Genomic DNA, 22,547 nt, shown 5'->3' with positions numbered 1-22,547 from the left:
CCCATGCCACCTCGCACACTATATAAAAAGCTGGTCGACAGCCATACCGTCGCCGTATTGGATGAGCAGCACGTACTGCTGTATGCCGATCTGCACATCATGAACGAATACACCAGTCCGCAGGCATTCAGCAGCCTGCGTGAAAACAATCGCAAGGTGCTGCGGCCGCGGCAGCAACTGGCCGTGGTGTCGCACATCATTCCGACCCATCCGGTCAGCGTCGCCGACCGTGTGATCTTCGATCCGCCGTCGGCGCTGCAGGCCAGCAACCTGAAACGCAATTGCCGCGATTTCGGCATCAAGCTGTTCGACACCAATCACGAAGAGCAGGGCATCGAACACATCATCGCTCCCGAACATGGCTGGATCCGCCCCGGCATGGTGGTATTGTGCGGCGACAGCCACACGACCACTTATGGCGCCTTGGGCGCGCTTGGATTTGGCGTAGGTACTTCCGAAGTGGAGCATATCCTGGCGACACAAACCCTGGTGTACCGGCTGGCGCAAGACATGCGCATCACCGTCGATGGCAAGCTGCCTGCCGGCACTTCAGTCAAGGACCTGGTCCTGCTGATCATCGCCCGCATAGGCGCGCAAGGCGCGCGCGGTTATGCCGTGGAATTTTGCGGATCGACGATCGCGGCGCTGTCGGCCGAGGCCCGCATGACCCTGTGCAATATGGCGGTGGAAGCAGGCGCCAGGGCGGCGTTGATCCGGCCCGACCAGGCCACCTTCGATTACATCAGGGAAAAAGCAGCCGGCCTCAGTGAACCGGAGTTCACGCAGGCGCTGGCGGACTGGGAACAGTTGTATTCCGACCAAGGCGCCGTCTTTGATATTGCACACGCATTCTCGGCATCGGAAGTGGCGCCGTTCGTGACTTGGGGCACCAGTCCCGACCAGGCGATGGCGGTCACGGCATCGATACCCGACCCGGCGCTGGCAGCCGACGCACATGCCGGCGCCACCATTTCCCAGGCGCTGCAATACATGGGACTGGCAGCCGGCGGAGCCATGCTTGGCTTGCCGATTGACCGTGTCTTCATTGGCTCGTGCACCAATGGCCGCATCGAGGATTTGCGTAGCGCCGCAGCGATAGTCGGCGGCCGCCATGTTGCGGCAACGGTCAGGGCAATGGTGGTGCCAGGTTCCGGCGAAGTGCGCCGCCAGGCCGAGCAGGAAGGGTTGGCGCAAATTTTTATCGACGCCGGATTCGAATGGCGCCAGCCGGGATGTTCGATGTGCCTGGCGATGAACGACGATGTGCTGGCGCCTGGCGAGCGTTGCGCCTCCACTACCAATCGCAATTTCGAAGGACGCCAGGGCCGGGATGGACGCACCCACCTGATGAGCCCGGCGATGGCGGCGGCTGCCGCGATCAGCGGCTGCATTAGTGACGTACGCAAGATGGAGAACCGGCATGCATGACAAAACATACATAACAGGCATCGCAGCGCCGCTGCTGATAGACAACCTGGATACCGACCAGATCATGCCCAAGCAGTTCCTGCGCACCATCACCAAGGAAGGGTTGGACCGGGGCGTGCTGTTTGACTTGCGGTTTCATCCGGATGGCAGGCCCAGGCCGGATTTTGTGCTGAACCGCGCAGAATACGCGCACGCCAATATCTTGGTCGGCGCCCCCAATTTCGGTTGCGGCTCCAGCCGCGAGCATGCGGTATGGGGTTTGCAGCAATTGGGCATCAAGGCGGTGATCGCGCCTAGTTTCGGCGAGATATTTTTCAGTAATGCCTTGAATAACCGCCTGTTATTGATCGTGCTGGAACCGGACAAGATCGGCTTGTTGCTGCAGGACCAGGCAATCGACAAGCATCTGGCCATCGACCTGGAAAAAATGGAAATCCGCTGCGCATCGCATGTGTTCAGTTTCTCGCTTGGCGGGCGTCACAAAAAGATGATCGTCGAAGGACTGGACATGGTGGGGGCGACCTTGCAGCTGTTGCCGCAGATAGAAGCATTTGAGAAACGGCACTATGCCGCCTTTCCCTGGGGGTATGTGTTGCCGTCCGCATAACAGTATCGGGAACCTGGATTTCTGGCCCGGCCGGCGCAGTCGCCGCAATTTGGCTACACTGTCAGGCCAAAAGCAACCAGGCTCCGCACATGCAAACCACATACCAGAACCAGCAATGGTTTTACGTCAAGCGTCCCGACGGACGCGTCGGCAATGAGCACTATGAATTGCGTAAAACCGAACTGGACGGCAATCTCTCGGCCAATGAAGTGATCCTGCGCGCCAGGATCGTCAGCGTCGATCCCTATATCCGCATCCAGCAGCATGAGCGTAATACCTACGACGTGCCGCATCCGCTGGGCATCGTCCAGCGCGCCGGAGTGGTGGGCGAGGTGGTGGCTTCGGCCAGTCCGCTGTTCCAGGCGGGTGATTGGGTGTCTGCGTACAGCGGCTGGCAGCTCTATGCGCGTTGCCATCACAGCGAACTGACCAAGCTGGACCCAGGTGCGGCGCCGGTTTCCACGGCGCTGGGCGTGCTTGGCATGCCGGGCCGGACGGCGTGGTTCGGCTTGACCGAGGCGGGGCGTCCGCGTCCAGGCGATACCTTGCTGGTGTCCGGCGCCGCCGGCGCGGTCGGCTCCCTGGTGGCGCAGTTCGGCAAACGCGCCGGCTGCCGCGTGATCGGCATTGCCGGCGGGCCTGAAAAATGCAGATTCCTTACCGAGACGCTGAAGCTTGACGGCGCCGTCGACTATCGTGCACATGCCACGCCTGCGGCGCTGAGCGCAGCCATCCAGGCGGCTACCGGCGGTGTCGATATCTACTTCGACAACGTCGGCGGTCCGATTACCGATGCCGTCATCCCGCTCATCAAGCGGCGCGCGCGCATCATCATCTGCGGCGCCATCAGCCAGTACGACGGCGGGTTGGATACACCGGACCTTGGCCCGCGTTTCCTGCAGCACATGCTATTCCAGCGCGCCACCATCCAGGGCATCCTGGCGCGCGACTACACCAGCCGCATGGATGAGATGCTGGCGATCGTGGCGCCATGGGTGAAAAGCGGCGAGATCGTTTTCCAGGAAACCTATGTCGACGGCTTCGAGCAGTTGCCGGAGGCGCTTAACAGCCTGTTCGAAGGAAAGAATACCGGCAAGCTGCTGGTTCGGGTTTAAGACGGCAACCGAGAAATTTCCGTAGAGTAGCCGCGCTGAATTACAATTGGAATGCGGCAATATCCAAGGGGTCAATATGCTTGTAGTTACTACGGAAAACATCTCGGGTTACCGGGTCAAGGAAGTCAAAGGCCAGGTGTTCGGGCTGGTGGTGCGCAGCCGCGGCCTGGCCGGTAACATCATGGCCGGGCTGCGTTCGATATTGGGCGGCGAAATCACCGAATATACGCAACTGCTCGAGGAAGCGCGCCGCCATGCAGTTGACCGCATGGTCAAGAACGCTCATAGCATGGGCGGCAACGCGGTGGTGATGATGCGCTTTGACTCATCGGAAATGGGGCAGACCATGAGCGAAATCGTTGCATACGGCACGGCGGTAGTGGTTGAGCCGATTGCGCTTTAATCATGTTGCGCCTGCTGTTGCTTGGTTTTGCGATCCTGCTGGTGCTGGCCGGCCTGGTTTGCACCATTGCCGGCGCCGACGGCGCATGGCCGTTCACCCTCTGGGGCCTGCTGCTGGTGGCGGCGGTCTTGCTGGAACGCTGGCGTTATTCGCACACCCCCAAAGCGGACGACGGTCCATGGCAGGAAACCGGAGAGCGTTTTGTCGATCCGGAATCGGGGCGCGTAATGAGCGTCTGGTACAGCCCCAACAGCGGTGAGCGGCGTTATGTTCCCATCAGTGAAAACGACAACCAGCTCCCTTGACATCGCAGGCAATCAGGATATGACACAGATATTAGGTCCGGCATTCAGGCTGGTGGATGAAATCGACGCGGTGCAGCTGGCGCATGAGGGCGGCTTCGGCGAACGGACCCGGCCCTTGCTGGTGAAGGGCGCGCTGCGCAACTGGCCGGCGCAGGAAAACTGGTCTTTTGAAAAGATGGCGCAGTTACGCAATAAAGACGGCTCGGAACCGACCAGGAAATTCCAGAATGGACTGGTAGAGCAAGGGGAAACCCAAGAGCGGCCGCTGTTGCCGATTGCGCCATACCTGCGCGAACTCGCCGCGCTGGCGACTGAGCCGGTCAGCGACGAAGCCGGCTTGCTGCCGAACCGGCGGCGCCTGCAATTGCAGCCAGGCGAAGAGTTCCATCTCAACTGGGCGCACATGCAATCGTTTACGCCGCACCAGAATTACCTGGCGCAATGGAGCATCCTGGAAGATTTCCCGCAACTGCGCAGCGATTTTGATATCCGCAGCTTGTGGCCGGGTTGGCGCTGGACCTGGGAATCGGTATTCATGGGGCCGGCCAACACCCATACTGGCCTGCATCGTGATGTGCCCAACAACTGGTTTTGCCAGGCGCGCGGAGTCAAGGAATTTGTCATGTTCCCGCCGTCGGAAGAAGCGTTCATGCGGCCGTCAAAAAAATACGATTGGGGCGCTACCCTGAGCTCGATCAATATTGCGCGTTTCGACCAGCACCCGGAACAGCTGCGCGAGCTGGAGCAGGCCAAAGGGTTGTACGCACGGGTTGAGCAGGGCGACGCCCTGTTCATACCGAAACGGACCTGGCACGCGGTAGTGTCGCTGGCGCCGTCGATCAGCCTGGCGGTATTCGGCCTGACCGCCAAGGAAATCCTGGTGAGCGGCGTGCCGACGGCGACCAAGGACCTGCTGCACAATATGCATCTGTACCGCTGGGGCACTGCATCTGCCACAAGCATCTGGCGTAGGAGCCCGCAGAGGTCTGGCAAATGGCGGAACAGCCAAAACGGAGATAAAGATGAAACTGTTTTATTGCGAAACCCTGAATCCGAGAAAAGCCTGCGCGGTGGCGCGCTACCTGGAATCGCCGGTCGAGTTTGTCCGGCTTGACCTGGGGCGCGGCGATCACCAGACGCCGGAATTCCTGGCCATGAACCCGAACGGCAAGGCCCCGGTGCTGCAGGATGGCGGCTGGACGCTGTGGGAATCGAACGCCATCATGTGCTACCTGTCGAACCTGGCGCAGGCCGATTTGTGGCCGCGCGATGATGCGCGCCAGATCGAAGTCATGCGCTGGCTGAACTGGGACAGCCAGCACTTCACGCGCCATGCCTCGGTCCTGTATTTCGAACATGTCGTCAAGCCGATGCTGGGCATACCTGCCGCCGATGCGGCTGCGCTGAAAGAAGCGACAAAGTATTTCAGGACCTACGCCAGCGTGCTCGATAGCCACTTGCGCGACAGGAAATTCCTGGTGGGCGACAGCTTGACGGTGGCCGACTTCGCGACCGCTGTCACCTTGCCATACGCTGGCCAGGCCAACTTGCCGCTGGCCGATTTTCCGGCTATACAGCGCTGGCATGAGCGGCTCAACGAGCTTCCCGCCTGGCGCGAACCGTTTCCAGCCTGATCGGGGCCGGCTGCACGGCCCAATGGCATAAATGATCAGCCGGGACGGCGCTGAATTCCATTAGAATGACTGTCGCCCGATCAACACTGCATACTCAACGGAATTATGGATATCCTCACGCTGGAACATTTTGCCGCACGCGTTAATGAGACTTTTTATTCCGTGGGCGACGGCAATGCGCCTTTTGTGCTGGTCGAAGTGAAACCGCTGGCGGCGCCTACCCTGGCGGGTATGCTGCGGGCGCCGTTCAGCCTGCTGTTCCGGAATTGTTCGCCCATCCTGTTCGCCCAGAAAATCTTCCAGATGAAGCATGAAGCCATAGGCGAAGTAGGTATTTTCCTGGTGCCGGTGGCGCGCGACCAGGAAGGTTTTTTGTATCAGGCAGTATTCAACTAGCCTGTTTTCCAAGCTCTTGCGGCGCCTGCCAGCGCATGCCGGCGTATGGTCCGTCCTCATCCGTCGCAATAAATCCCAGCCGTTCATAGAGCCGCCGCGCAGCGCTGTTGCGCTGGTCGACGTGCAGATTCAGGTCGGCCTGACCCACTCGCGCGAGCTCCTGGGCGCCGCGCATCAGGGCGGTGCCAATGCCGCTGTTGCGCCATTGCGGCAGCAGGCTGATATCGATGACCAGGAACTGCGGCGCCTGCCGCCACAGGTACAGGCGTCCTATCGGTTGCGCTGCCGATTCAACCAGGCAGAAATCCGCGTCCGGGTACTGGGTCAGGTAGTGACGGTGCTGCAGCGCGAATTGGCTGTCGAGGAAGGCATTTTTTTGCGCCTGCGGCCACGGCAGCGGCGCCAGTTCTTCGGCACGCAGCTGGCGGTACAACTCGCGCAGGAATGCGATATCCGCGGTTGTGCAGGGGCGCAGGACGATGCCGCGCTGGCGCAGCGCAGCCGGTGTTTCCGGAACTGCGCCGGCCGGGAAGGCCGGCAGCGCAGCAAGCCCGGGATCAGTCGAAGGCGGGGAATGCACCTTGCAACGCAATGCAGAAATTCAAAGGCAGCAGCGGCTGGCGGTTTTCGTGCGGCTGGCTGCCGCCGGCGGTGCCGATGACGGTGGATGCAAAAGTCGTGTTTGCCGTTGGAGTCGGTACAAACGGCGAGGTATTGGCCGGCCCGGTCAAACCATAACCATTGTCCGGTACGTTGGCCTGCAGCGCCGTATTGGTCTGGTGAAAAACGTTGACGGCATGGGAGTGGCCAGGCATTTCGCCGAGCCCCAGGCTAACTAGATTGGTGCCGAAAGTTTCGCCGATGGTGCGCGGCGTCAGTCCCGGGCCTTGCCCTTGGCTGCATGCCGCGCGTCCGGCAAAGTTCGGCAGCTGGAAAGTAGTCGTTCCATTGCCGCCATAGTTGGTTCCGAGCAGGGAAAACAAGGCGCTGTATTGCTGGATCGGCAAGGTGGCGCCGTTGCATTGGGCCCAGCCTGCAGGCGCGAAGTTGAAGCCGAAAATCTGGATTTCACCCAGGAATGGTGTGGTCACGGTGTTCTCCTCATCTCATCTGTTGGCGGTCTCAGGCGACAGGCGCTCTGGCTGCGCTTTTGGCTAAATTACGACTGCGACGGAAAAATCCCGGCCCAGGCAATGCAAAACGATACGGTCAGCGTCGGCATGGTGTTCTCGTGCGGCAGGGTATTGCCTGCCGTCGAAGTGGACGCCGGCGACATGGAAAACGGCGTGAGCCCGGCCACGCTGCTTGTATATGTCTTGTCGTTGCCCGCAGCGGCGGCCAGTTCAAGGGTGGCTGCCGGCGTCGTGGCGCTGGCCAAGGCGGTGCTGGCGGCAAAAGAATGCGTGTGGCCTGGCATGTTGCCGGGTATCAGGGTGACGTTTTCGCTGCCGCCTTGCTGGCCGATTACCCGAGGCGACAGGCCGTTGCCGGTTCCTTGGTGGAGCGGCACCTGGCCGCGCATGTCGGGCAAGCCGAAGGTGTTGACGCCATCGCCGCCGAAGGTGGTTCCCAGCAACGTGTACAGGACTTCGTATCCCGAGATTGATTGCAGGCTGCCGTCGCAGGCAAACCAGCCGCTCGGGGTGCGTTGAAAGGCGAGCAGGCGGATCTCACCTACATATGGTGTGGTCATGGCTGTATTCCCTTAAAGGTGACGGGGATGTGGCTAGTCTAGTTGCGAGGCGGAAAAACGCCAGAGAGGGCAATGCTGAAATTCAGGACCCGGAACGGCTGCATGTTGTTGTGCGCGCCGTTGCCGCCGACGGAGGCGACGGTTTGCGGAGCCAGCGTTACCTGAGGGCCTGCAGCCTGGCCGTACAGGGCTTCCGTGCCGCTGCCGCCGTACAGCGTATTGGTCGGATTCTTGATCGACCCGGCTGTAGTGGTGGCGTTCGCCAGATGGTTATGCACGGGAAGTTGCCCCGGCTGCAGGGTGACGTTTTCAACGCCGGCCAGCTGTCCCTGTATATACGGCGCCGGTTGCCAGTTGGGGTCGGCCGAGGAGCCCGCATGGACCGGTGTGCTTCCTTGCAGATTTGGCAACGCGAAGGTGGTTTGCCCGTTGCCGCCATACATGGTCCCCAGCAGCGAGAACAGCGCCTGGTTCTGGCTGATTGGCATGAGCTGCCCATTGCAGGCAGCAAAACCGCGCGGTGCAAAATTGAAACCGCTCAGCATGATTTGTCCAACATAGTATTCAGCCATCGATATCTCTCCCAAGATTGGTAATGCACTGACAGTGGCTGGTGGAAAGCGCGGGATTGTTTATTTTGTGTTATTCCCGCAACAGGCAATATAAATTTGCTTTAAAGCAAAATTCATTGTTTGCCGTTTTTATAATTAGGGGTAGCATACGTTGCCAGAAGGCAAGCGTCAATAGCTTCCAGAGCGACTCCTGACTGCTATCAGCTCTTTCCTCGAATATCTATTAAAACAATATCGAATCGCTGATAACGACGGTTCGAATCCAAAAAAATATCAGGGAGCTTTCATGTTGCTACGTCCACACGGTCGTGCCGGCACTTGTGTTTTGCCATTGCCTGCGACAACTTCAGCATCAAGCGCAGCGGGGGAGATATCCGGACAGCATGGGGCCGGGACTTACTGTCCCGGGCTTGTTGTCCGGATCATGTTTGGTTTGTTGTTTTCAGTGATTTTTGGCTGGGCAAACTTGGCGTATGCGGCGCCTTGCGCACCGACTCAAACTATGACCGTTGCGTCGGGCGGCTCGGCTACCATGGACCTGTCGAGCTGTTCGACATTTGGCTTCACTGGAATCTCGGTTTTGCCTTCGCACGGTAGTATTCCGGATGTAGATCCAGCCGTGGGAAACGGCACCGGCATCCTAACCTACGTCAACAATGGCGATGGCGCCTTATCTGATACGTTCACCATCCAAGACGAGCTGAACCATCCGCTAGTATTTACGGTTACGATCCTGCCGGCGGCTTCGCCTATCACGGTAACCCCTGCTGTCTTGGCGGCACCCGCGATCGGTAGCAGCTATAACCAAACCTTGAGTTCCTCCGGCGGTGTTGCGCCTTATGTCTATTCGCTTTCTTCCGGCGGCCTGCCGGCGGGGCTGAGCCTGTCATCAGCCGGCGCCATCACCGGCACGCCAACCGCGGCTGGCTCATTCACGTTTACCGTCGGGGTGCATGATTCGACTACGCCGACTGCGCTGGCCACCACCAAAACCTACTCGATGGTCGTTGCCATACCGGTAATGGCATTGTCGCCGAGCAGTCCGCCCGCCGGCACGGTATCGCTGCCGTACAGCCAGCAGCTCAGCACCAGCGGCGGCACGGCGCCATACAGTTATTCGGTGCAGGTCGGGTTGGGAACTCTGCCGCCGGGCCTGAGCATGTCGTCCAGCGGCTTGATTTCCGGCACCCCGACAGTGGTCGGCAGCTCTACTTTTTCCGTCAAGTACACTGACAGCACTAGCGGCAGCGGGCCGTTCTCCCAGGCCCAGAACGTGACGATCGTGATCAATGCGACGCCGACCATCGTCGTCAGCCCAGCCACGCTCGGCGCCGGTACGGTTGGCACGGCATATGCCGGGGGACCGTTGACAGCCAGTGGCGGCACCTCTCCTTATACCTTCACGATCACCGCCGGCGCGCTGCCGGCCGGACTGTCGTTGTCCAGCAGCGGCGCTTTGTCCGGCACGCCGACTGCGGGAGGTACTTTCAATTTCACGGTCAAGGCCATTGACCAGAACGGTTTTTCCGGTTCGCTCGCCTATAGCCTCGTCATCAGTCCGCCAACGATAAACATCTTGCCGACCACCGTGCCGCCGGCTTCGGTAGCTACCGCCTATGGCAGCCTGAATTTGACTACCAGCGGCGGCACCGTTCCCTACACTTATGCGATCACGGCAGGTGCTTTGCCAGCTGGCATGTCGCTGTCGTCTGCTGGTGTGCTGTCAGGTACGCCAACCGCAGGCGGTACTTTCAATTTCACCGTCAGGGTTATAGACAGTTCAACCGGGACTGGACCGTATAACGGCGCGCGGGCGTATTCATTGACGGTCAGTGCGCCGACCATCACGCTCAGCCCAACCACTCTGGCCGCCATGACTGTCGGCACCAGCGTCAATCAGAACGTGACCGCAAGCGGCGGGACTTCTTCCTACACTTACAGCATCAGCTCGGGCGCCTTGCCGCCGGGCCTGTCGTTGGCATCCACCGGCGCGCTGACCGGCACCCCGACCGCAGCCGGTCCATTCAATTTCACGGTCACCGCTACCGATAGTTCTACCGGCGCCGGCCCCTACACCGGCTCGCGCGCCTACTCGGTGACTGTCGCTCCCGGCCTGCCGGTTGCCGGCGCCGTCAGCGCCACGGTTGCCTACGGCAGTTCAGCCAATGCGATCCCGCTCAACCTGAGCGGCGGCGTGGCGACTTCGGTTGCTGTCGCATCGGCCGCGGGACACGGCACGGCCATCGCCAGCGGCACCAGCATCACCTATACGCCGACAGCAGGTTATGCCGGCAGCGATTCGTTCACCTATACCGCAACCAACGGCGCCGGTACCTCGAGTCCGGCGACCGTCTCGGTGACGGTGAGCGCGCCGACGCTGGCGATCACGCCATCTGCATCGTGGTCGGCGACAGATGGCGTCAGCTACAGCCAGACCCTGACCTGGAGCGGCGGCAGTGCGCCTTATTCTGCTTACAGCGTGACTGGCTTGCCGGCCGGACTGACGGTGACCGGCAGCAGCGCCAGCAGCGTGACGATTTCCGGTACGCCGACCGTAGCCGGCAGCTTTTCGGTCACGGCTGCGGCGACCGACAGTAGCACCGGCACCGGGCCTTTCACAAAATCCCAAGCCTTTACGCTGACGGTAGCGGTCCCGACCATGACCCTGACGCCGGCCGGGCCGACGCTGACGCCGGTCTATGGCAGTGCGTTCTCTCAGTCATTCTCGGCTAGCGGCGGCGTTGCGCCTTACACCTATGTGCTGTCGGGCAGCCTGCCGACAGGCTTGAGCTGGAACCCGGCCACCGCTACGCTGTCGGGTACGCCGACGCAGAGCGGCAACTTCCCGGTTACCGTCACGGCTACCGATCAGTCGACCGGCGCCGGTGCGCCATTCTCGATTGCCATCGCTTATACACTGGCGATCAGTGCCCCGACCATCAGCCTGACGCCGGCCAGTTTGCCGGGCGGAGCAATCGCGGCATCTTACTCGGCTTCGATCAGTGCCAGCGGCGGCATTGGCGCCTATTCTTATACAATCTCGGCCGGCGCCTTGCCGACCGGCGTGACGCTCAATGGCAGCAGCGGGGCGCTGTCCGGGACGCCGACCGCGGCCGGCAGCTTCAATTTCACCGTGCGCGCCAGCGATGCCAATGGTTTTGCCGGGACCCGCGCCTACACCGTCGCGGTCGGCGTGCCGACCCTGACGCTGACACCGGCTTCGCTGCCGGCGGCAGCCGTTGCCGCGCCGTACAGCGTGACATTCAGCGCCGCCGGCGGCACCGCGTCCTATAGTTATGCCTTGACTTCCGGCACCCTGCCGAGCGGCATCACGCTGAATCCCGGCACCGGCGTATTGTCCGGTACTACTGTACAAGCCGGCAGCTTCCCGATCACGGTGCGCGCTACCGACAGCAGCACCGGCGCCGGTGCGCCATTCAGCGTGCAGAGCAGCTACACGCTGGCGGTGGCGGCGCCGAGCATCAGCCTGGCGCCGAGCAGTATTGCCGGCGGCACGGTGGCGCTCGGTTATAGCGCGACAATCAGCGCCAGCGGCGGCGCCGCGCCCTATGCCTATAGCCTGACCAGCGGTGCGTTGCCGGCCGGTGTCACGCTGAACGCCTCGACCGGCGCTTTAAGCGGGACACCGAGCGCTGCCGGCACTTTCAGTTTCACGGTAAGAGCGCTGGATGCGAACAGCTTCAGCGGCAGCCAGGCTTATAGCCTGGCGATCGCCGCCGCGGCGGTGACCTTGAATCCGGCCACCTTGCCCAATCCGACCGCGGAGGCCGCCTATACCGCCACGCTGACGGCCGCCGGCGGTACGGCGCCATACAGTTTTGCCGTGACCGGCGGCGCCTTGCCAACCGGCTTGGCGCTCAACTCGGCCACTGGTGTGTTGTCCGGCACTACCAACCAGAGCGGCAGCTTTACTGTCAGCATCCGCGCCAGCGACAGCAGCAGCGGCGTCGGTGCGCCGTTCAGTGCTACCGTCAGCTACACCTTGAATGTCGGCGCGCCGACCATCAGCGTGACGCCAGGGGTAATGGCCGCGGCCAAGGTCAACATCGCATACAGCCAGCAATTCGCGGCCAGCGGCGGCATCGCGCCGTATGCCTTTACGATAGCTGCAGGCAGCTTGCCGGCCGGGCTGACTTTGAATGCCACAACCGGTCTCCTGAGCGGAACGCCAACCGCCGCCGGCAGTTTTGGCTTCACGGTGCGCGCGACGGATGCGCAGAATTTCAACGGGCAACAGGCATTGACGCTTGGCGTAGGGCAGGCGCAGCCGGTTGCAGTCAACGACAGCGCTGCTACCACAGCCAACCAGCCGGTAACCGTGAATGTCACGGCCAACGACAGCGGGCCGATCACCAGCATTGCGATCAGCACCGCACCTGCACACGGCAGCGCCGTCGTCAGCGGCTTGAATGTGGTCTATACGCCGGCCGGCAATTATTTCGGCAGCGATAGCCTTAGCTATACCGCAACCGGGCCAGGCGGCACTTCGGCCCCGGCCAGCGTGACCGTGGCCGTGACACCGCTTGCAGTGCCGGTAGCCGTGCCGCAAACCGCCACCGTCCTGGCCGGCCAGCCGGTTACTGTGCATGCCGCCAATGGCGCCAGCGGCGGCCCGTTTACGGTAGTTGCGGTGGTCAGTCCGCCGAGTGCCGGGACCACGGCGGTCAGCGGCACCGACATCGTGTACACCTCCGTGGTCGGCAGCAGCGGCGACATCCGCTTCAGCTATACGCTGGCGAATGCCTTCGGCGCTTCGGCGCCGGTAACGGCGACCATCAGCGTCAATCCGATGCCGGTGGCCGGCGCCCATAGTGCAACCGTAAGTGCAGGCGCCACGGTGAATGTCGACCTGATGGCCGGCGCCAGCGGCGGCCCGTTCACTGCCGCCAGCGTGGTTACGGTGTCGCCTGCAGCGGCTGGCAACGCCGTCATCCGCGATGTCGGCACGGCGGGCAAACCGGCGTACCAGATGAACTTCACCGCGGCCAGCACTTTTGCCGGATCGGTTGCGGTCAGCTACACGCTGAGCAACGCCTTTGCGACTTCCGCGCCAGGCAGCGTCAATATCACCGTGACGCCGCGCCGCGACATGTCGACCGATCCTGAAGTGATCGGTTTGCTGGCGGCGCAGGCCGACAGCGCCAGGCGCTTCGCCACCGCGCAGATATCGAACTTCACCCGCCGCCTGGAAAGCCTGCACGGCGACGGCTGGGGCAGCTCGGGATTCGGCCTGAGCTTTGCGCCGCCGGCAACCGACCGGCCGGGCAGCAACGCGGCACAGTGGCAGAACAGCGACGTCGACCGCATGCTGGGCTCGCCCTTGCAGCCGAACATGCGCAAGGTCGGTTGGCCATTGCAATCGATGGCTGCGCAGAAGGCCGGGGCAGCGGGTGGTACAGGTGGCAACGGCAGTGGTAACGGACCGGTGCTGGCAGCCAACGATACCCAGTCGACGGTGGCCGGCCTGCCGGAAATGCCGATCCGCCAAGACAATCCCAAGCAGCCCTTGTCGTTGTGGATGGGTGGTGCGGTTGATTTCGGCCAGCAGAACGTGAATGGCCGCCAGGCCGGATTCCGCTTCACCACCAACGGCGTCAGCGCCGGCGGCGACTACCGGATCAACGATTTCGCCAGCATCGGCCTTGGCGCGGGTTTCAGCCGCGACAGCAGCGACGTCGGCGACAACGGCACCAAGAGCACGGCGGAAAGCGTGGTAGCGGCCATGTACGGCAGTTTGCGTCCAACCAAGAATGTGTTCATCGACGGTGTCCTCGGCTACGGCACGCTCAATTTCAACGCCACGCGCTACATCACCGATGGCGGCGGTTTTGCCACCGGACTGAGGCATGGCGACCAGGTGTTCGGCGCCATCGTCAGCGGCATCGAGTTCCGCCAGCAAGGCTGGATGTGGTCGCCGTACGGCAGGATTGAGCTGATGTCGGCCACGCTTGACCAGTACACCGAGTCCGCCAGCGGCCTCAATGCGCTGACTTACTTCAAGCAGACCGTGCGCACCAGCAGCGGCAGCCTGGGCGTGCGCGCAGAAGGTCAGTATGTGACGAGTTTGGGCACATGGGGACCGCGCGCGCGGCTGGAATTCCGCCATCAGTTCCAAGGGCAGGATGACGCCAGCCTGGCCTACGCCGATCTGGCGGCGGCAGGGCCTGCCTATATTGTCCATACTACCAGCCAGGACACCGGCAACTGGAGCGCTGGCCTTGGCGCCAAGCTGGTTATGCGTAACGGCGTGATGTTTACGATCGACTACAGCAGTAATCTCAATGTCGGCAACGGCCGTAGCCAGTCGATCATGTTTGGCCTGGAAGTGCCGCTTAACTGATCTGCTTTTGCATCAGATACGCCCGGGCCGCGCTTGCTGCCCGGGCTTTTTTTATAGAAACGGCAATCGAGGTTGCGATGCGACGGCACGCAATATCTCCGAATCTCCGAGGCAGTTCCGCAATTGCGCCGGTAGCGCCGAGCGTGATGATTTAGTCCGCCATTCAATCCAACAGTGGCCGGATATGGCAGTAGACCTATCTGTCGAACGCAAAGACTATTGCATGCCGTCCGATCCGGGCGAAGGCGGTAATGACGATATCCAGGAAAATCAAACCTTGCCAAACCTTGCCAAACCTTGACATTGTATATGGCGGACCAAGTCCACACTGAGAGCATCGCTACCGTTTTTTTTAAATAAAAATAATTTTTCCAAATCCGAAGCAGCAGTTTGCACGTGTGTGCCGCCAAATTTTTTCAGCGATATGAGACATCTCCTAAATCCTGTTTTTTCAATTTTTGTAGTCATAAGTGCGGTGTCATGAACGCGTCTTTTACGAGTGAGAAGCTGGCCGCTATCAATTGAATTCCAGAGATGAAAATGACTGCACATCGGCTTCGCCACAACGAAATACGGGTGACAATTTTTGTTTCAACTAAACAAAACGGCATTGGCACTAAACAAAAATATTGCTGCAACTAAACAACGGATTACTGCTCACTTGTATCGAATGTAGTGATTTTTTTCTTGACGTTCTCATTAGTGTCAATGTTCTATAGTTACCTTACTTCAACATTATTTGACAATAAAAGACACGTATTTACATTCACTTCGAATGGCACATGTCTTGCATAACATCAAGGAGGCGAGCGCTTGCGCGGCGTATCGTCAGCAGTTTCCAGGCGCATCGTGACAAGGTTCTTGTTGTATATCTTCACCGTGTAAAGACCGCAGTTAGTAGAGCGTTTTATTAATCGGATCAAGCAATTCGGACGGATCGCAATACGTTATGAAAAGCTGGCACAAAAATATCTGTCATCTCTTTACCTTGTTTGCACCGCCATCCGGACCGCTTATTTGTTAACAAGGCAAAGGCGAAATGCGAATAGGAGAAATAGCAAATCGAGCAAAAGTAAGCGCACGTATTTTGCGTTACTACGAGTCGCAAGGACTGATTCTGTCGCAGCGTCTGGCTAACGGTTACCGCGATTATCCGCTGCAGACAGTGGAAATCGTCAGGCAGATCAAGGACCTGATTGAATGTGGTTTCAGCACGCGGCAGATTGGCACTTTCTTGCAGTCTTCCGGAAGCGAAAATTTTGATCCAAAACAAGGCGCCGCGGACCTGGCGCCGCACATAGAGAAACTTCACGAGCTGGATGGTCTGATCGACGTGTTGACCGAACGCCGGCGCCGGCTCTCCGAGCGCATTGCCTTGTTCGGTTCGCGCACCGTTGCATCGGTGAAGTAAAACAATAAAAATCATTCGAATGATTCAGGCACGCCATCGTCGTTGACGATGGCGCGGGATAGGCTGCGACAGTGTTTCGTGAAGACATAGAAAACACGGCAGCTGGATAGACTAAAAATTGAACGCACTCAGTTTTAGCAACAGGGAATTGTCCCACCACCACCAGCCTCAGGAGATTCAAAATGGCAACATCATTAAACGCTTCATCCCGTCGCATCAAAACCGCATTGCTGCAACGCGGCCAAGGCATGTCTGAGTACATCATCATCGTGGCGCTGATTGCGGTTGTCAGCATCGGTGTGTTCGCGGCATTCGGCAGCACCATCCGCCATCAGGTAGCCGGCATGGCGCAGGAATTGTCAGGTAACGACGGCAAAGCGGAGATCGGCAACGCCAAAACTTCGGCAGACTTGGCTACTACAAAAGCCGGGACCCAACGTACCATGAAAGACTACGGTTCCGACAACCACTGATCGATCGACACGCTCCGGCCCGCGTCGCCGCAGGCCGGAGCAAATCCTTGAATTTCAACCAGCACGCTTCCTTTAGCGGGGCTTTTCGCGGCCGGATATTTCCGCTGCGAGCAGAAAATACTTTCATCAGAAAAGTAAGAAATTGGTTCGGCCGGAGGCCGTCAGTCAATCATCAATAATTGATTTCTGATAGGGAGCGCATAGTGAAACGGGCATCGGAACAGGACAGGGCCGGCAGATCCCGGACTCATGGCGGCTGGCGCCAGCGCGGCGCGGTGCTGCCTATCGCCATCTTCTTTTTTGCGGTGCTGTGCGTGGGCCTGTTTGCGGTCTACAACATGGCGCAGGTGACCAGCGAGAAGCGGCAGCTGGTGAATGCCGCCGACGCCATCGCTTTCAGCACCGCCAACGTCGCTGCCGAAGGCTTGAACTATACCGCGTACACCAATCGCGCCATGATTTCCAATTACCAGTCGGTAGGGCAGTTGACAGCGATGTGGTCCAGCGTCGGCATGTCGGACCAGTACTGGAAAAACAACAGCAAGGTATTGAAGGGCATCGCTGCCCTGACCAAATTCATTCCCTATATCGGCTCCGCCCTGTCGGGCGTCACCAACGCCATCTCCAAGTTCGGCGACTTCTGGGAAAAAATAGTGAACGGCGTGCGCCTGACCAGCCAGGTGCTGGCTAATGCCGGCACTGCCACCGTATCCTTGTCCAACTATGCGATCTTCGCCTCGCAGCAGGTGCACCTGGCGACCACGGTGTCTTCCATGGTCAGCATGCAGAACGACCTGCTGGCGGCCAATGCACCGCAGGCCGAATACATTCCGCAAACCATCGCCTACCAGATCGGCAAGAGCATGGTGGACTTCGGCAGCATGATCAAGCTGCACCAGCCGCCGCGCAAATTCCTTGGTTTGAAAAAGATGCTGGAGTCCGGGGAAAAGGATAAGGACAAGATTGAATTCAACCTGGTCCAGCATATGATGATGAAGGAAATGTTCAACTTCACCAGCGGCAGCGGCGGCCGCCGCCTGTTTCCGAACGCGGTTGGCCTGTGGGCGGTTGACGGCTGCAATCTGTCTGCCATCAACGGCATGCTGACCGGCCTTGAAACAAATGGGCTTGAACAAATTGTGCCGGCGCTGAAAGGCAATGTTGCGGCCGACATCATCGGCCCCGTGATCGAGGCTTTCATGAATACGGTGGGCGTCATCGTCAGCCCCATCATGTGTTTGTATGAGCGCACCGGCGGCACGCGCATGATGCAGATGCAGGACGGGACCTACGGCTGGAGCAATTTCGATGTGATTGACATCAATCCGCACCTGTTCAATATTCACATTCCCCTTGCCGGCGCCGTGACCATGTCCAAGGTCGGGCACCAGGGCGTGGATGCAAACCAGGAAATTCCCGAGGACATGAAAAAATTCTCGGATGTGGTCAAGGCCGACGACGCCGCCAAAAAAGCCTATTGGGGTGAAGCGACAGGTCTCGACGATTGCATGTATTTCACGCTGCCCAGCGGTGAGATTTATGCGCCACGCCTGGGCGGGAAGAGTGGCGCATGTGCTTCGCTGGCGGCCGGTTCGGCAAAAAAATACTACGAACGCGGCGTCATGAATATCGCCAGGGCGGCCGGCAACAGCGCGATGAAAGGGCAATCCGCTACCGCCAGTGCCACCAGCACGCTCAACAACGCCATCGTGGCGCCGCTGGAGCCGGCGCTGGAAGCCGCCGGCAACAGCCTCAATTCAAGCAACTCGTCGGGAAGCGTGATCAACATGCCTAACAGCAGCACCAGCAGCGTGCTTGGCGGTTCTCCCGCGGGCATGCCGGCTTCCGGCTCATCGCTGAACGCACCCAGCCCGGGCAGCGGCGATCCGGAAGTACAGCTGGCGACAGCGCTGGCGCAGCAGGCGGCGAATTTTCAGAGCCTCTCGAACCTGGGGGGCAATGTGGCTAGTTCCGTATCGAACATGCTGGGGCAAGGCTTTTCAATGGCCCAGGAAGCAGCTGGCGATCCGCTCAACAATGTCAACGGTTTTCTGAAATTCATTCTGAATGCGCTGGGCCTGGGCGATCTGATCGATGTCATCAACATGCGTACTTCGCGCGGCACCGAGACCTTGTTCCAGAAGCCTGGCCTGGGCGGCGTGGTGGCGGCTGACATGGGCTTGCCGGCAGAACGTTTCGGTTTCTGGGAAATGCGCGACGCCAACATCGGCAACTACCAGATCGGCGACCGTGCGGCCAGCAACCTGTTTGTCGCCTCCAAGGAAATACAGGACAACGCCTTGAAGGACCTGGGGCCATCGTTCGTAGTGGGGTTGCAGGAAACCGTAGGCGCCATGAAGTCGCCGTTGAAGGAGGAAGGCAAGTTCAACCTGGGACGCGCGCCGATCAAGGATTACGACACTGAAATCAAGCAGGATTACCTGCAGGCGATGGGCAAGGCGCGGGTCTATTACCGGGCCCGGTTGAACGCTGGACCGGCCGCATGCAAGTGGTGTCGCACGCCAACCTGATGCTGCCTTACTGGAACGCGCGGCTGGAAGGCTTGAATTATCCGGAAAAATTATTGTTTTTCACAATTAACTGAACTCAATTAACTGAGCCGCGACCCCAATGCCTATCCCATCCAGAACCATCGCCTTGCCACGCATGTCCGGACCAGGCCAGCGGGGCCAGGCCCTGTTCGAGTCGATCCTGGCTTGCAGCGTGCTGATGCTGTTCCTGTTCGGCTTGCAATGGGTATGGCGCTTCGGCGAACTCAAGCAGCTCAATACCGAAGCGGCGCGCTTTGCGGTATGGGAACGCACGGCCTACAAGGCGAACGGCGATGCCGATTACAAATCGCTGTATAGCGCCGATGCCGACCTGGCGCCCAAGGTGTTCCGCAGCGTCTACCTGACGCCGCGCGGCGCGCGCCAGAGCCAGGCCGAAGGCAGCACCGCGCTGCTGCAGGACCATGCCGACTGGATGAGCACCGCGGCGCGTTTCTTTACCGACAAGTTCGATAGCGCTACATTCGGCTCCATCAGCAGCGGCGCCTTGAATGTTTCCACCAATTCCAGCAAATCGCCAGGCGGGCCGATGGGATTCGATCCGACCGGCAATACCTTGACCAACCTGACGTTGGACCGCGAACCCTACGAGCGAGTCCAGGTCAACGGCTCGATCGGCCTCAGCGATTTCATCAAGACCTTCATGGAAAGAACCTTCGGCATCGCCAAAGGTGAGACCGGCATGCCCGCCGGCGGGCTCAGTCCGCGCAGCCTGGGTAGCCTGACCATGGTCACCAATTCCTGGTCGGCGCCGGTGCCGGTGGCAAACCACCGCGTCGCCGAGCAGCTAAATCCGTTTTACGATGGCGCCGCCAGTTCCGGCAGCACTGGCAATCCTGTCGGCAAGATACTCAACAGTAATTATTTCAACCTGCCAGGACTGATCGGCGGCGCTTCCGGCTTCGGCGGCAATTTCCGGGTCGACCTGGCGGGCATCAACCCGGCCCAGGTGTCGTCCCTGGTGTCGCAGGGCATGGGGCTGGATTTTGACAGCCTGAAGAATCCCAGCGGCATCATCAAGGCATACAAGTCTACCGACGACTACAAGGAAAATCTCAGCCTGGCCGGCGGCATTAACGAAGCAGACTATATGGCGGTGAAATGCACATCCGCTCCCGGACGCGACATCCGGCTGACCCAATACACCCAGGATGAGTTGTGCCCGGCCGGCATCATGCGCGCGCGCACGATCTCCATGTTCGACAATCCAGCCTGGCGCTTTTCTCCGGCGCCGTAGCAGACAAGGTAAAAGGGGATTTATTTGAAAGTGTTGATGGCGGTTGGCTGGTGCCTGCTCCTGTGCACCAGCGTTTATGCGGCGGATAAATGGAAATCGGTGGAAGGCTTGATGCTGGACGGCGTACCGGACAATTGGCAGCAGACCCGACTGGCCGATGAAATCGAGGTGAATGGCTTGCCGATGCTGATTTATGAAATCGAGGGCCGCAGCCGCTGCGCGAAGCGGCGGTGATATTGGCGGGGGCGTGGGCCAAGGCCAGGTGGAAAGTCACCACCAAGGCGGCCGGGCATGAAGTGCAGATCGTGGCGGTCAAGGACGGCTGGCTGAAGCAGGCCAACCTGAGCAGCAGCAACCGCAAGCAGACCCAGGGTTACCTCAGCATGTCGGACCTGCCGGCGCGCATGGAGCAGGACATCGACACCAAGGCGCCGGTGCTGGCCAAACATCTGCGCAAGCCCTCGGGCACGGTGATCTTGAACGAAGTACGCACGGTGGACATGGCAGGCGAATCGATCCTGACCACCATGACCAACAATTTTGACATGGAACAGAACATTGCGTTTTACCAGGAAGACCGTGCCGCCGAAGCATGGAAGCTGAGCTTCAAGAAAACCGCCGAAGACAACAGCGGCACGGTGATGCGCTATGTCTCGCCCAAACAGCAGGAGGCGACCTACACCTTTACCAGGAATGCCGGCCAGACCTATGTCGTGGTCAATTGGATTACACGATGAAGACGCGGCTGACGAGGGAAGAGCAATGAAAACGATGCCTACCGGGACAGCGATGAATCGGCACGAGCATGGGCAGATCGCGGTTGAATATTCGATCCTGCTGGTGTGCGTGGCGCTGGTGCTGTTTGTATCGGTCGACGGCGTGTCTTTGCTGAGCCTGCTGCTGGACGCGATACGTCATCTGAATTTCAGTTACATCAACGGCTTAGGTGTCAGCGCCACGCCAATTTAGCAAACAAGCCGAGAGCGCAATATATGTTGATCAAAGTCGGAAGAAATCTGAAACTGGGGCGCGGCGCCAGCCTGGCCGAATTCGTCGTAGCGATCCCCATCGTGCTGATCTTTGCCTTGCTATGCCTGCAAATGGTCTTGATGTACCGGGCCAAGCTGGCGCACAACTTTGCGGTGCAGGAAGCGGCGCGCATCGGCGCCATGAGCAACGGCCGGGTGGTGCCGCGTTTTGTCACCGATCCGCTGACGGCGCAGCTGGGCAATCTTGGGTACGCGGCAGTCGGCAAGATCGTGCACAGCAAGGATTCTTCGGGGCGCGATGTGACCTCGACTGTCACTACTCCCGGCAATGAACTGGCTGGCTCCGGCCAGGCCGAAGCCGCCAGCAACGGCGTGCCGGTCAATAACGCCGCCGGCTTATCCAGCGGCGACCCTGACGAAGCGGCAAACCGCGCCGGTCCGATCTCGGGCTTCCTCGGCAAGGCCAAGCAGAAAATCGGTCCCGCCGTGTGGGCCTTCGTCAAGGGCCTGATGCGCTATGGCGACAGCTCGGTCTTGCAAGGCTACATCAACGGCATCACGCCGATGTACATGGGCAACGACACCGGCAAGGGAGCGGTAGTCGAAGCCCAGGTCGAAGCCTACAAAGACGCGATGTTCAATTCCTGCATCCTGTACCACAACCCGACCCAGGCCGCCTTCCTCGAATCCGGCGTGATCGAATTGCAAGGGCTCGATTACGGCATCCTCAAGCTGCCGGCCGACTACATGCGTTTCCGCACGCCGCTAGGCACGGTCGCCGCCGACGGCGGCGAAGATCTTTCCGGCAGCAAGCTGAAAGGCGACATCACCAACAAGAGCATCCAGGAAAACACCGTGCTGTCGATCGAAATCTGGTGGAGCTATCCGCTCAAGGTGCCTATCGCCAACAGCATCATCATCGGCATCACGCGCCTGTTCGGCAACAGCAGCCAGAGTTCCGGCATCGCGGCTTCGTTCCAGGCCAAGGCGCTGGAGCGCGGCCGCTATCCGTTCAGCTCATCGGCCAGCTACCGGGCGCAAAACGCCTTGCACTGGCATCCCTTCTATCCATTGGGCAGCAAATCGCCGCCTATCGGCGGCAGCGGCGGCTACCAGGCGTTCGACGTGGTCAGGCTGATCTGGAACAGCATCCTGAGCCGGCTGGAGGGCCAGTTCGATCCGGCCGAGCCGCAGATCGGATTTTGCCTGGGCGCGATGGACATGGGCGACTGGGCTGCCGGAGAAAAGAACGATGTGAAAGAACACTGGTGGGGCGAAGACTATGACAAAGCCAGCCACTAGGTCGCGCATTTGCCGCCAGAGCCGCAACACTCCCGATTTTCCAACACCAGC

General features: G+C 60.0%; 22 protein-coding genes. 17 read left to right on the top strand and 5 right to left on the bottom strand.

From position 1 onward, the window contains the following. Window positions 1-3 precede the first annotated feature (3 nt). From leuC to CFter6_RS12925, 8 genes are all read left to right on the top strand, one after another. Window positions 4-1,428: a 3-isopropylmalate dehydratase large subunit gene (gene leuC, locus CFter6_RS12960; protein ID WP_061540278.1), complete on the top strand. Its 1,425-nt coding sequence runs from the start codon at window positions 4-6 to the stop codon at window positions 1,426-1,428. After that, window positions 1,421-2,035, top strand: a complete 615-nt coding sequence (leuD, locus tag CFter6_RS12955; RefSeq protein WP_061540277.1) for a 3-isopropylmalate dehydratase small subunit — start codon at window positions 1,421-1,423, stop codon at window positions 2,033-2,035. The genes leuC and leuD overlap by 8 nt, the downstream gene beginning before the upstream one ends. 89 nt (window positions 2,036-2,124) lie before the next feature. Further along, window positions 2,125-3,150 carry an NADP-dependent oxidoreductase gene (locus CFter6_RS12950; protein WP_061540276.1) on the top strand — a complete coding sequence of 342 codons (1,026 nt, stop codon included), beginning with the start codon at window positions 2,125-2,127 and terminating at the stop codon, window positions 3,148-3,150. Window positions 3,151-3,226: 76 nt separating this feature from the next. Then, complete coding sequence (locus CFter6_RS12945; RefSeq protein WP_061540275.1) at window positions 3,227-3,553, top strand: YbjQ family protein; 327 nt, start codon at window positions 3,227-3,229, stop codon at window positions 3,551-3,553. A gap of 2 nt (window positions 3,554-3,555) precedes the next feature. Beyond that, window positions 3,556-3,858, top strand: a complete 303-nt coding sequence (locus CFter6_RS12940) for a hypothetical protein (RefSeq protein ID WP_061540274.1) — start codon at window positions 3,556-3,558, stop codon at window positions 3,856-3,858. A 19-nt stretch (window positions 3,859-3,877) separates the two neighbouring features. Beyond that, a complete protein-coding gene (locus tag CFter6_RS12935; RefSeq protein ID WP_061540273.1) occupies window positions 3,878-4,972 on the top strand; it encodes a cupin-like domain-containing protein in 1,095 nt (364 codons plus the stop codon). Beyond that, window positions 4,881-5,492: a glutathione S-transferase family protein gene (locus CFter6_RS12930; protein ID WP_061540272.1), complete on the top strand. Its 612-nt coding sequence runs from the start codon at window positions 4,881-4,883 to the stop codon at window positions 5,490-5,492. The genes CFter6_RS12935 and CFter6_RS12930 overlap by 92 nt, the downstream gene beginning before the upstream one ends. 105 nt (window positions 5,493-5,597) lie before the next feature. Then, window positions 5,598-5,888, top strand: a complete 291-nt coding sequence (locus CFter6_RS12925) for a DUF6916 family protein (protein ID WP_061540271.1) — start codon at window positions 5,598-5,600, stop codon at window positions 5,886-5,888. Here the strand turns inward: CFter6_RS12925 and CFter6_RS12920 are convergent. The 4 genes from CFter6_RS12920 to CFter6_RS12905 form a co-directional block, all read right to left on the bottom strand. Further along, on the bottom strand, window positions 5,881-6,468 hold the full coding sequence (locus tag CFter6_RS12920) for a GNAT family N-acetyltransferase (RefSeq protein WP_167351387.1): 588 nt from the start codon (window positions 6,466-6,468) through the stop codon (window positions 5,881-5,883). The two genes, CFter6_RS12925 and CFter6_RS12920, sit on opposite strands and share 8 nt — an antisense overlap. Next, window positions 6,446-6,979, bottom strand: a complete 534-nt coding sequence (locus tag CFter6_RS12915; protein ID WP_061540270.1) for a phage tail protein — start codon at window positions 6,977-6,979, stop codon at window positions 6,446-6,448. Before CFter6_RS12915 ends, CFter6_RS12920 begins: the two co-directional genes overlap by 23 nt. A 68-nt stretch (window positions 6,980-7,047) precedes the next feature. Continuing rightward, entirely contained in the window at window positions 7,048-7,581 is a 534-nt protein-coding gene (locus CFter6_RS12910; RefSeq protein ID WP_061540269.1) for a phage tail protein, read from the bottom strand. 38 nt (window positions 7,582-7,619) lie between these two features. Then, entirely contained in the window at window positions 7,620-8,153 is a 534-nt protein-coding gene (locus CFter6_RS12905; RefSeq protein WP_061540268.1) for a phage tail protein, read from the bottom strand. A 619-nt stretch (window positions 8,154-8,772) separates the two neighbouring features. On the opposite strand from CFter6_RS12905, the gene CFter6_RS12900 reads away from it, so the two are divergent. Further along, window positions 8,773-14,514, top strand: a complete 5,742-nt coding sequence (locus tag CFter6_RS12900) for a putative Ig domain-containing protein (protein ID WP_167351386.1) — start codon at window positions 8,773-8,775, stop codon at window positions 14,512-14,514. 270 nt (window positions 14,515-14,784) lie between these two features. Here the strand turns inward: CFter6_RS12900 and CFter6_RS25635 are convergent, their stop codons facing one another. Further along, window positions 14,785-14,982 carry a hypothetical protein gene (locus tag CFter6_RS25635; RefSeq protein ID WP_150118740.1) on the bottom strand — a complete coding sequence of 66 codons (198 nt, stop codon included), beginning with the start codon at window positions 14,980-14,982 and terminating at the stop codon, window positions 14,785-14,787. Window positions 14,983-15,553: 571 nt separating this feature from the next. Between CFter6_RS25635 and CFter6_RS12895 the strand changes: the two genes are divergently transcribed. The 8 genes from CFter6_RS12895 to CFter6_RS12860 all read left to right on the top strand — a co-directional run bounded on the left by CFter6_RS12895 (window position 15,554) and on the right by CFter6_RS12860 (window position 22,496). Next, window positions 15,554-15,925 (top strand): MerR family transcriptional regulator, encoded by a 372-nt coding sequence (locus CFter6_RS12895; protein ID WP_061540266.1) that lies wholly within the window; start codon window positions 15,554-15,556, stop codon window positions 15,923-15,925. A 182-nt stretch (window positions 15,926-16,107) separates the two neighbouring features. Then, the gene (locus CFter6_RS12890; RefSeq protein ID WP_082814749.1) at window positions 16,108-16,398 is read left to right on the top strand and encodes a Flp family type IVb pilin; all 291 of its coding nucleotides are present in this window, start codon (window positions 16,108-16,110) and stop codon (window positions 16,396-16,398) included. A gap of 203 nt (window positions 16,399-16,601) precedes the next feature. Further along, complete coding sequence (locus CFter6_RS12885) at window positions 16,602-18,929, top strand: pilus assembly protein TadG-related protein (RefSeq protein WP_061540265.1); 2,328 nt, start codon at window positions 16,602-16,604, stop codon at window positions 18,927-18,929. Window positions 18,930-19,029: 100 nt separating this feature from the next. After that, the gene (locus CFter6_RS12880; protein ID WP_150118739.1) at window positions 19,030-20,205 is read left to right on the top strand and encodes a hypothetical protein; all 1,176 of its coding nucleotides are present in this window, start codon (window positions 19,030-19,032) and stop codon (window positions 20,203-20,205) included. A 24-nt stretch (window positions 20,206-20,229) separates the two neighbouring features. After that, a complete protein-coding gene (locus tag CFter6_RS12875; RefSeq protein WP_150118738.1) occupies window positions 20,230-20,439 on the top strand; it encodes a hypothetical protein in 210 nt (69 codons plus the stop codon). 2 nt (window positions 20,440-20,441) lie between these two features. Then, entirely contained in the window at window positions 20,442-20,942 is a 501-nt protein-coding gene (locus tag CFter6_RS12870) for a hypothetical protein (protein WP_061540262.1), read from the top strand. Window positions 20,943-20,967: 25 nt separating this feature from the next. Next, window positions 20,968-21,174: a hypothetical protein gene (locus CFter6_RS12865; RefSeq protein ID WP_150118737.1), complete on the top strand. Its 207-nt coding sequence runs from the start codon at window positions 20,968-20,970 to the stop codon at window positions 21,172-21,174. A 23-nt stretch (window positions 21,175-21,197) separates the two neighbouring features. Beyond that, window positions 21,198-22,496: a TadE/TadG family type IV pilus assembly protein gene (locus tag CFter6_RS12860; RefSeq protein WP_061540260.1), complete on the top strand. Its 1,299-nt coding sequence runs from the start codon at window positions 21,198-21,200 to the stop codon at window positions 22,494-22,496. Window positions 22,497-22,547: the final 51 nt, after the last annotated feature.

Source organism: Collimonas fungivorans (assembly GCF_001584145.1).
In the GTDB taxonomy this organism is placed as follows: domain Bacteria; phylum Pseudomonadota; class Gammaproteobacteria; order Burkholderiales; family Burkholderiaceae_D; genus Collimonas; species Collimonas fungivorans.
The sequence above is the reverse complement of the archived record's forward strand: the minus strand, read 5'-3'. Positions and strand labels throughout refer to the sequence as shown.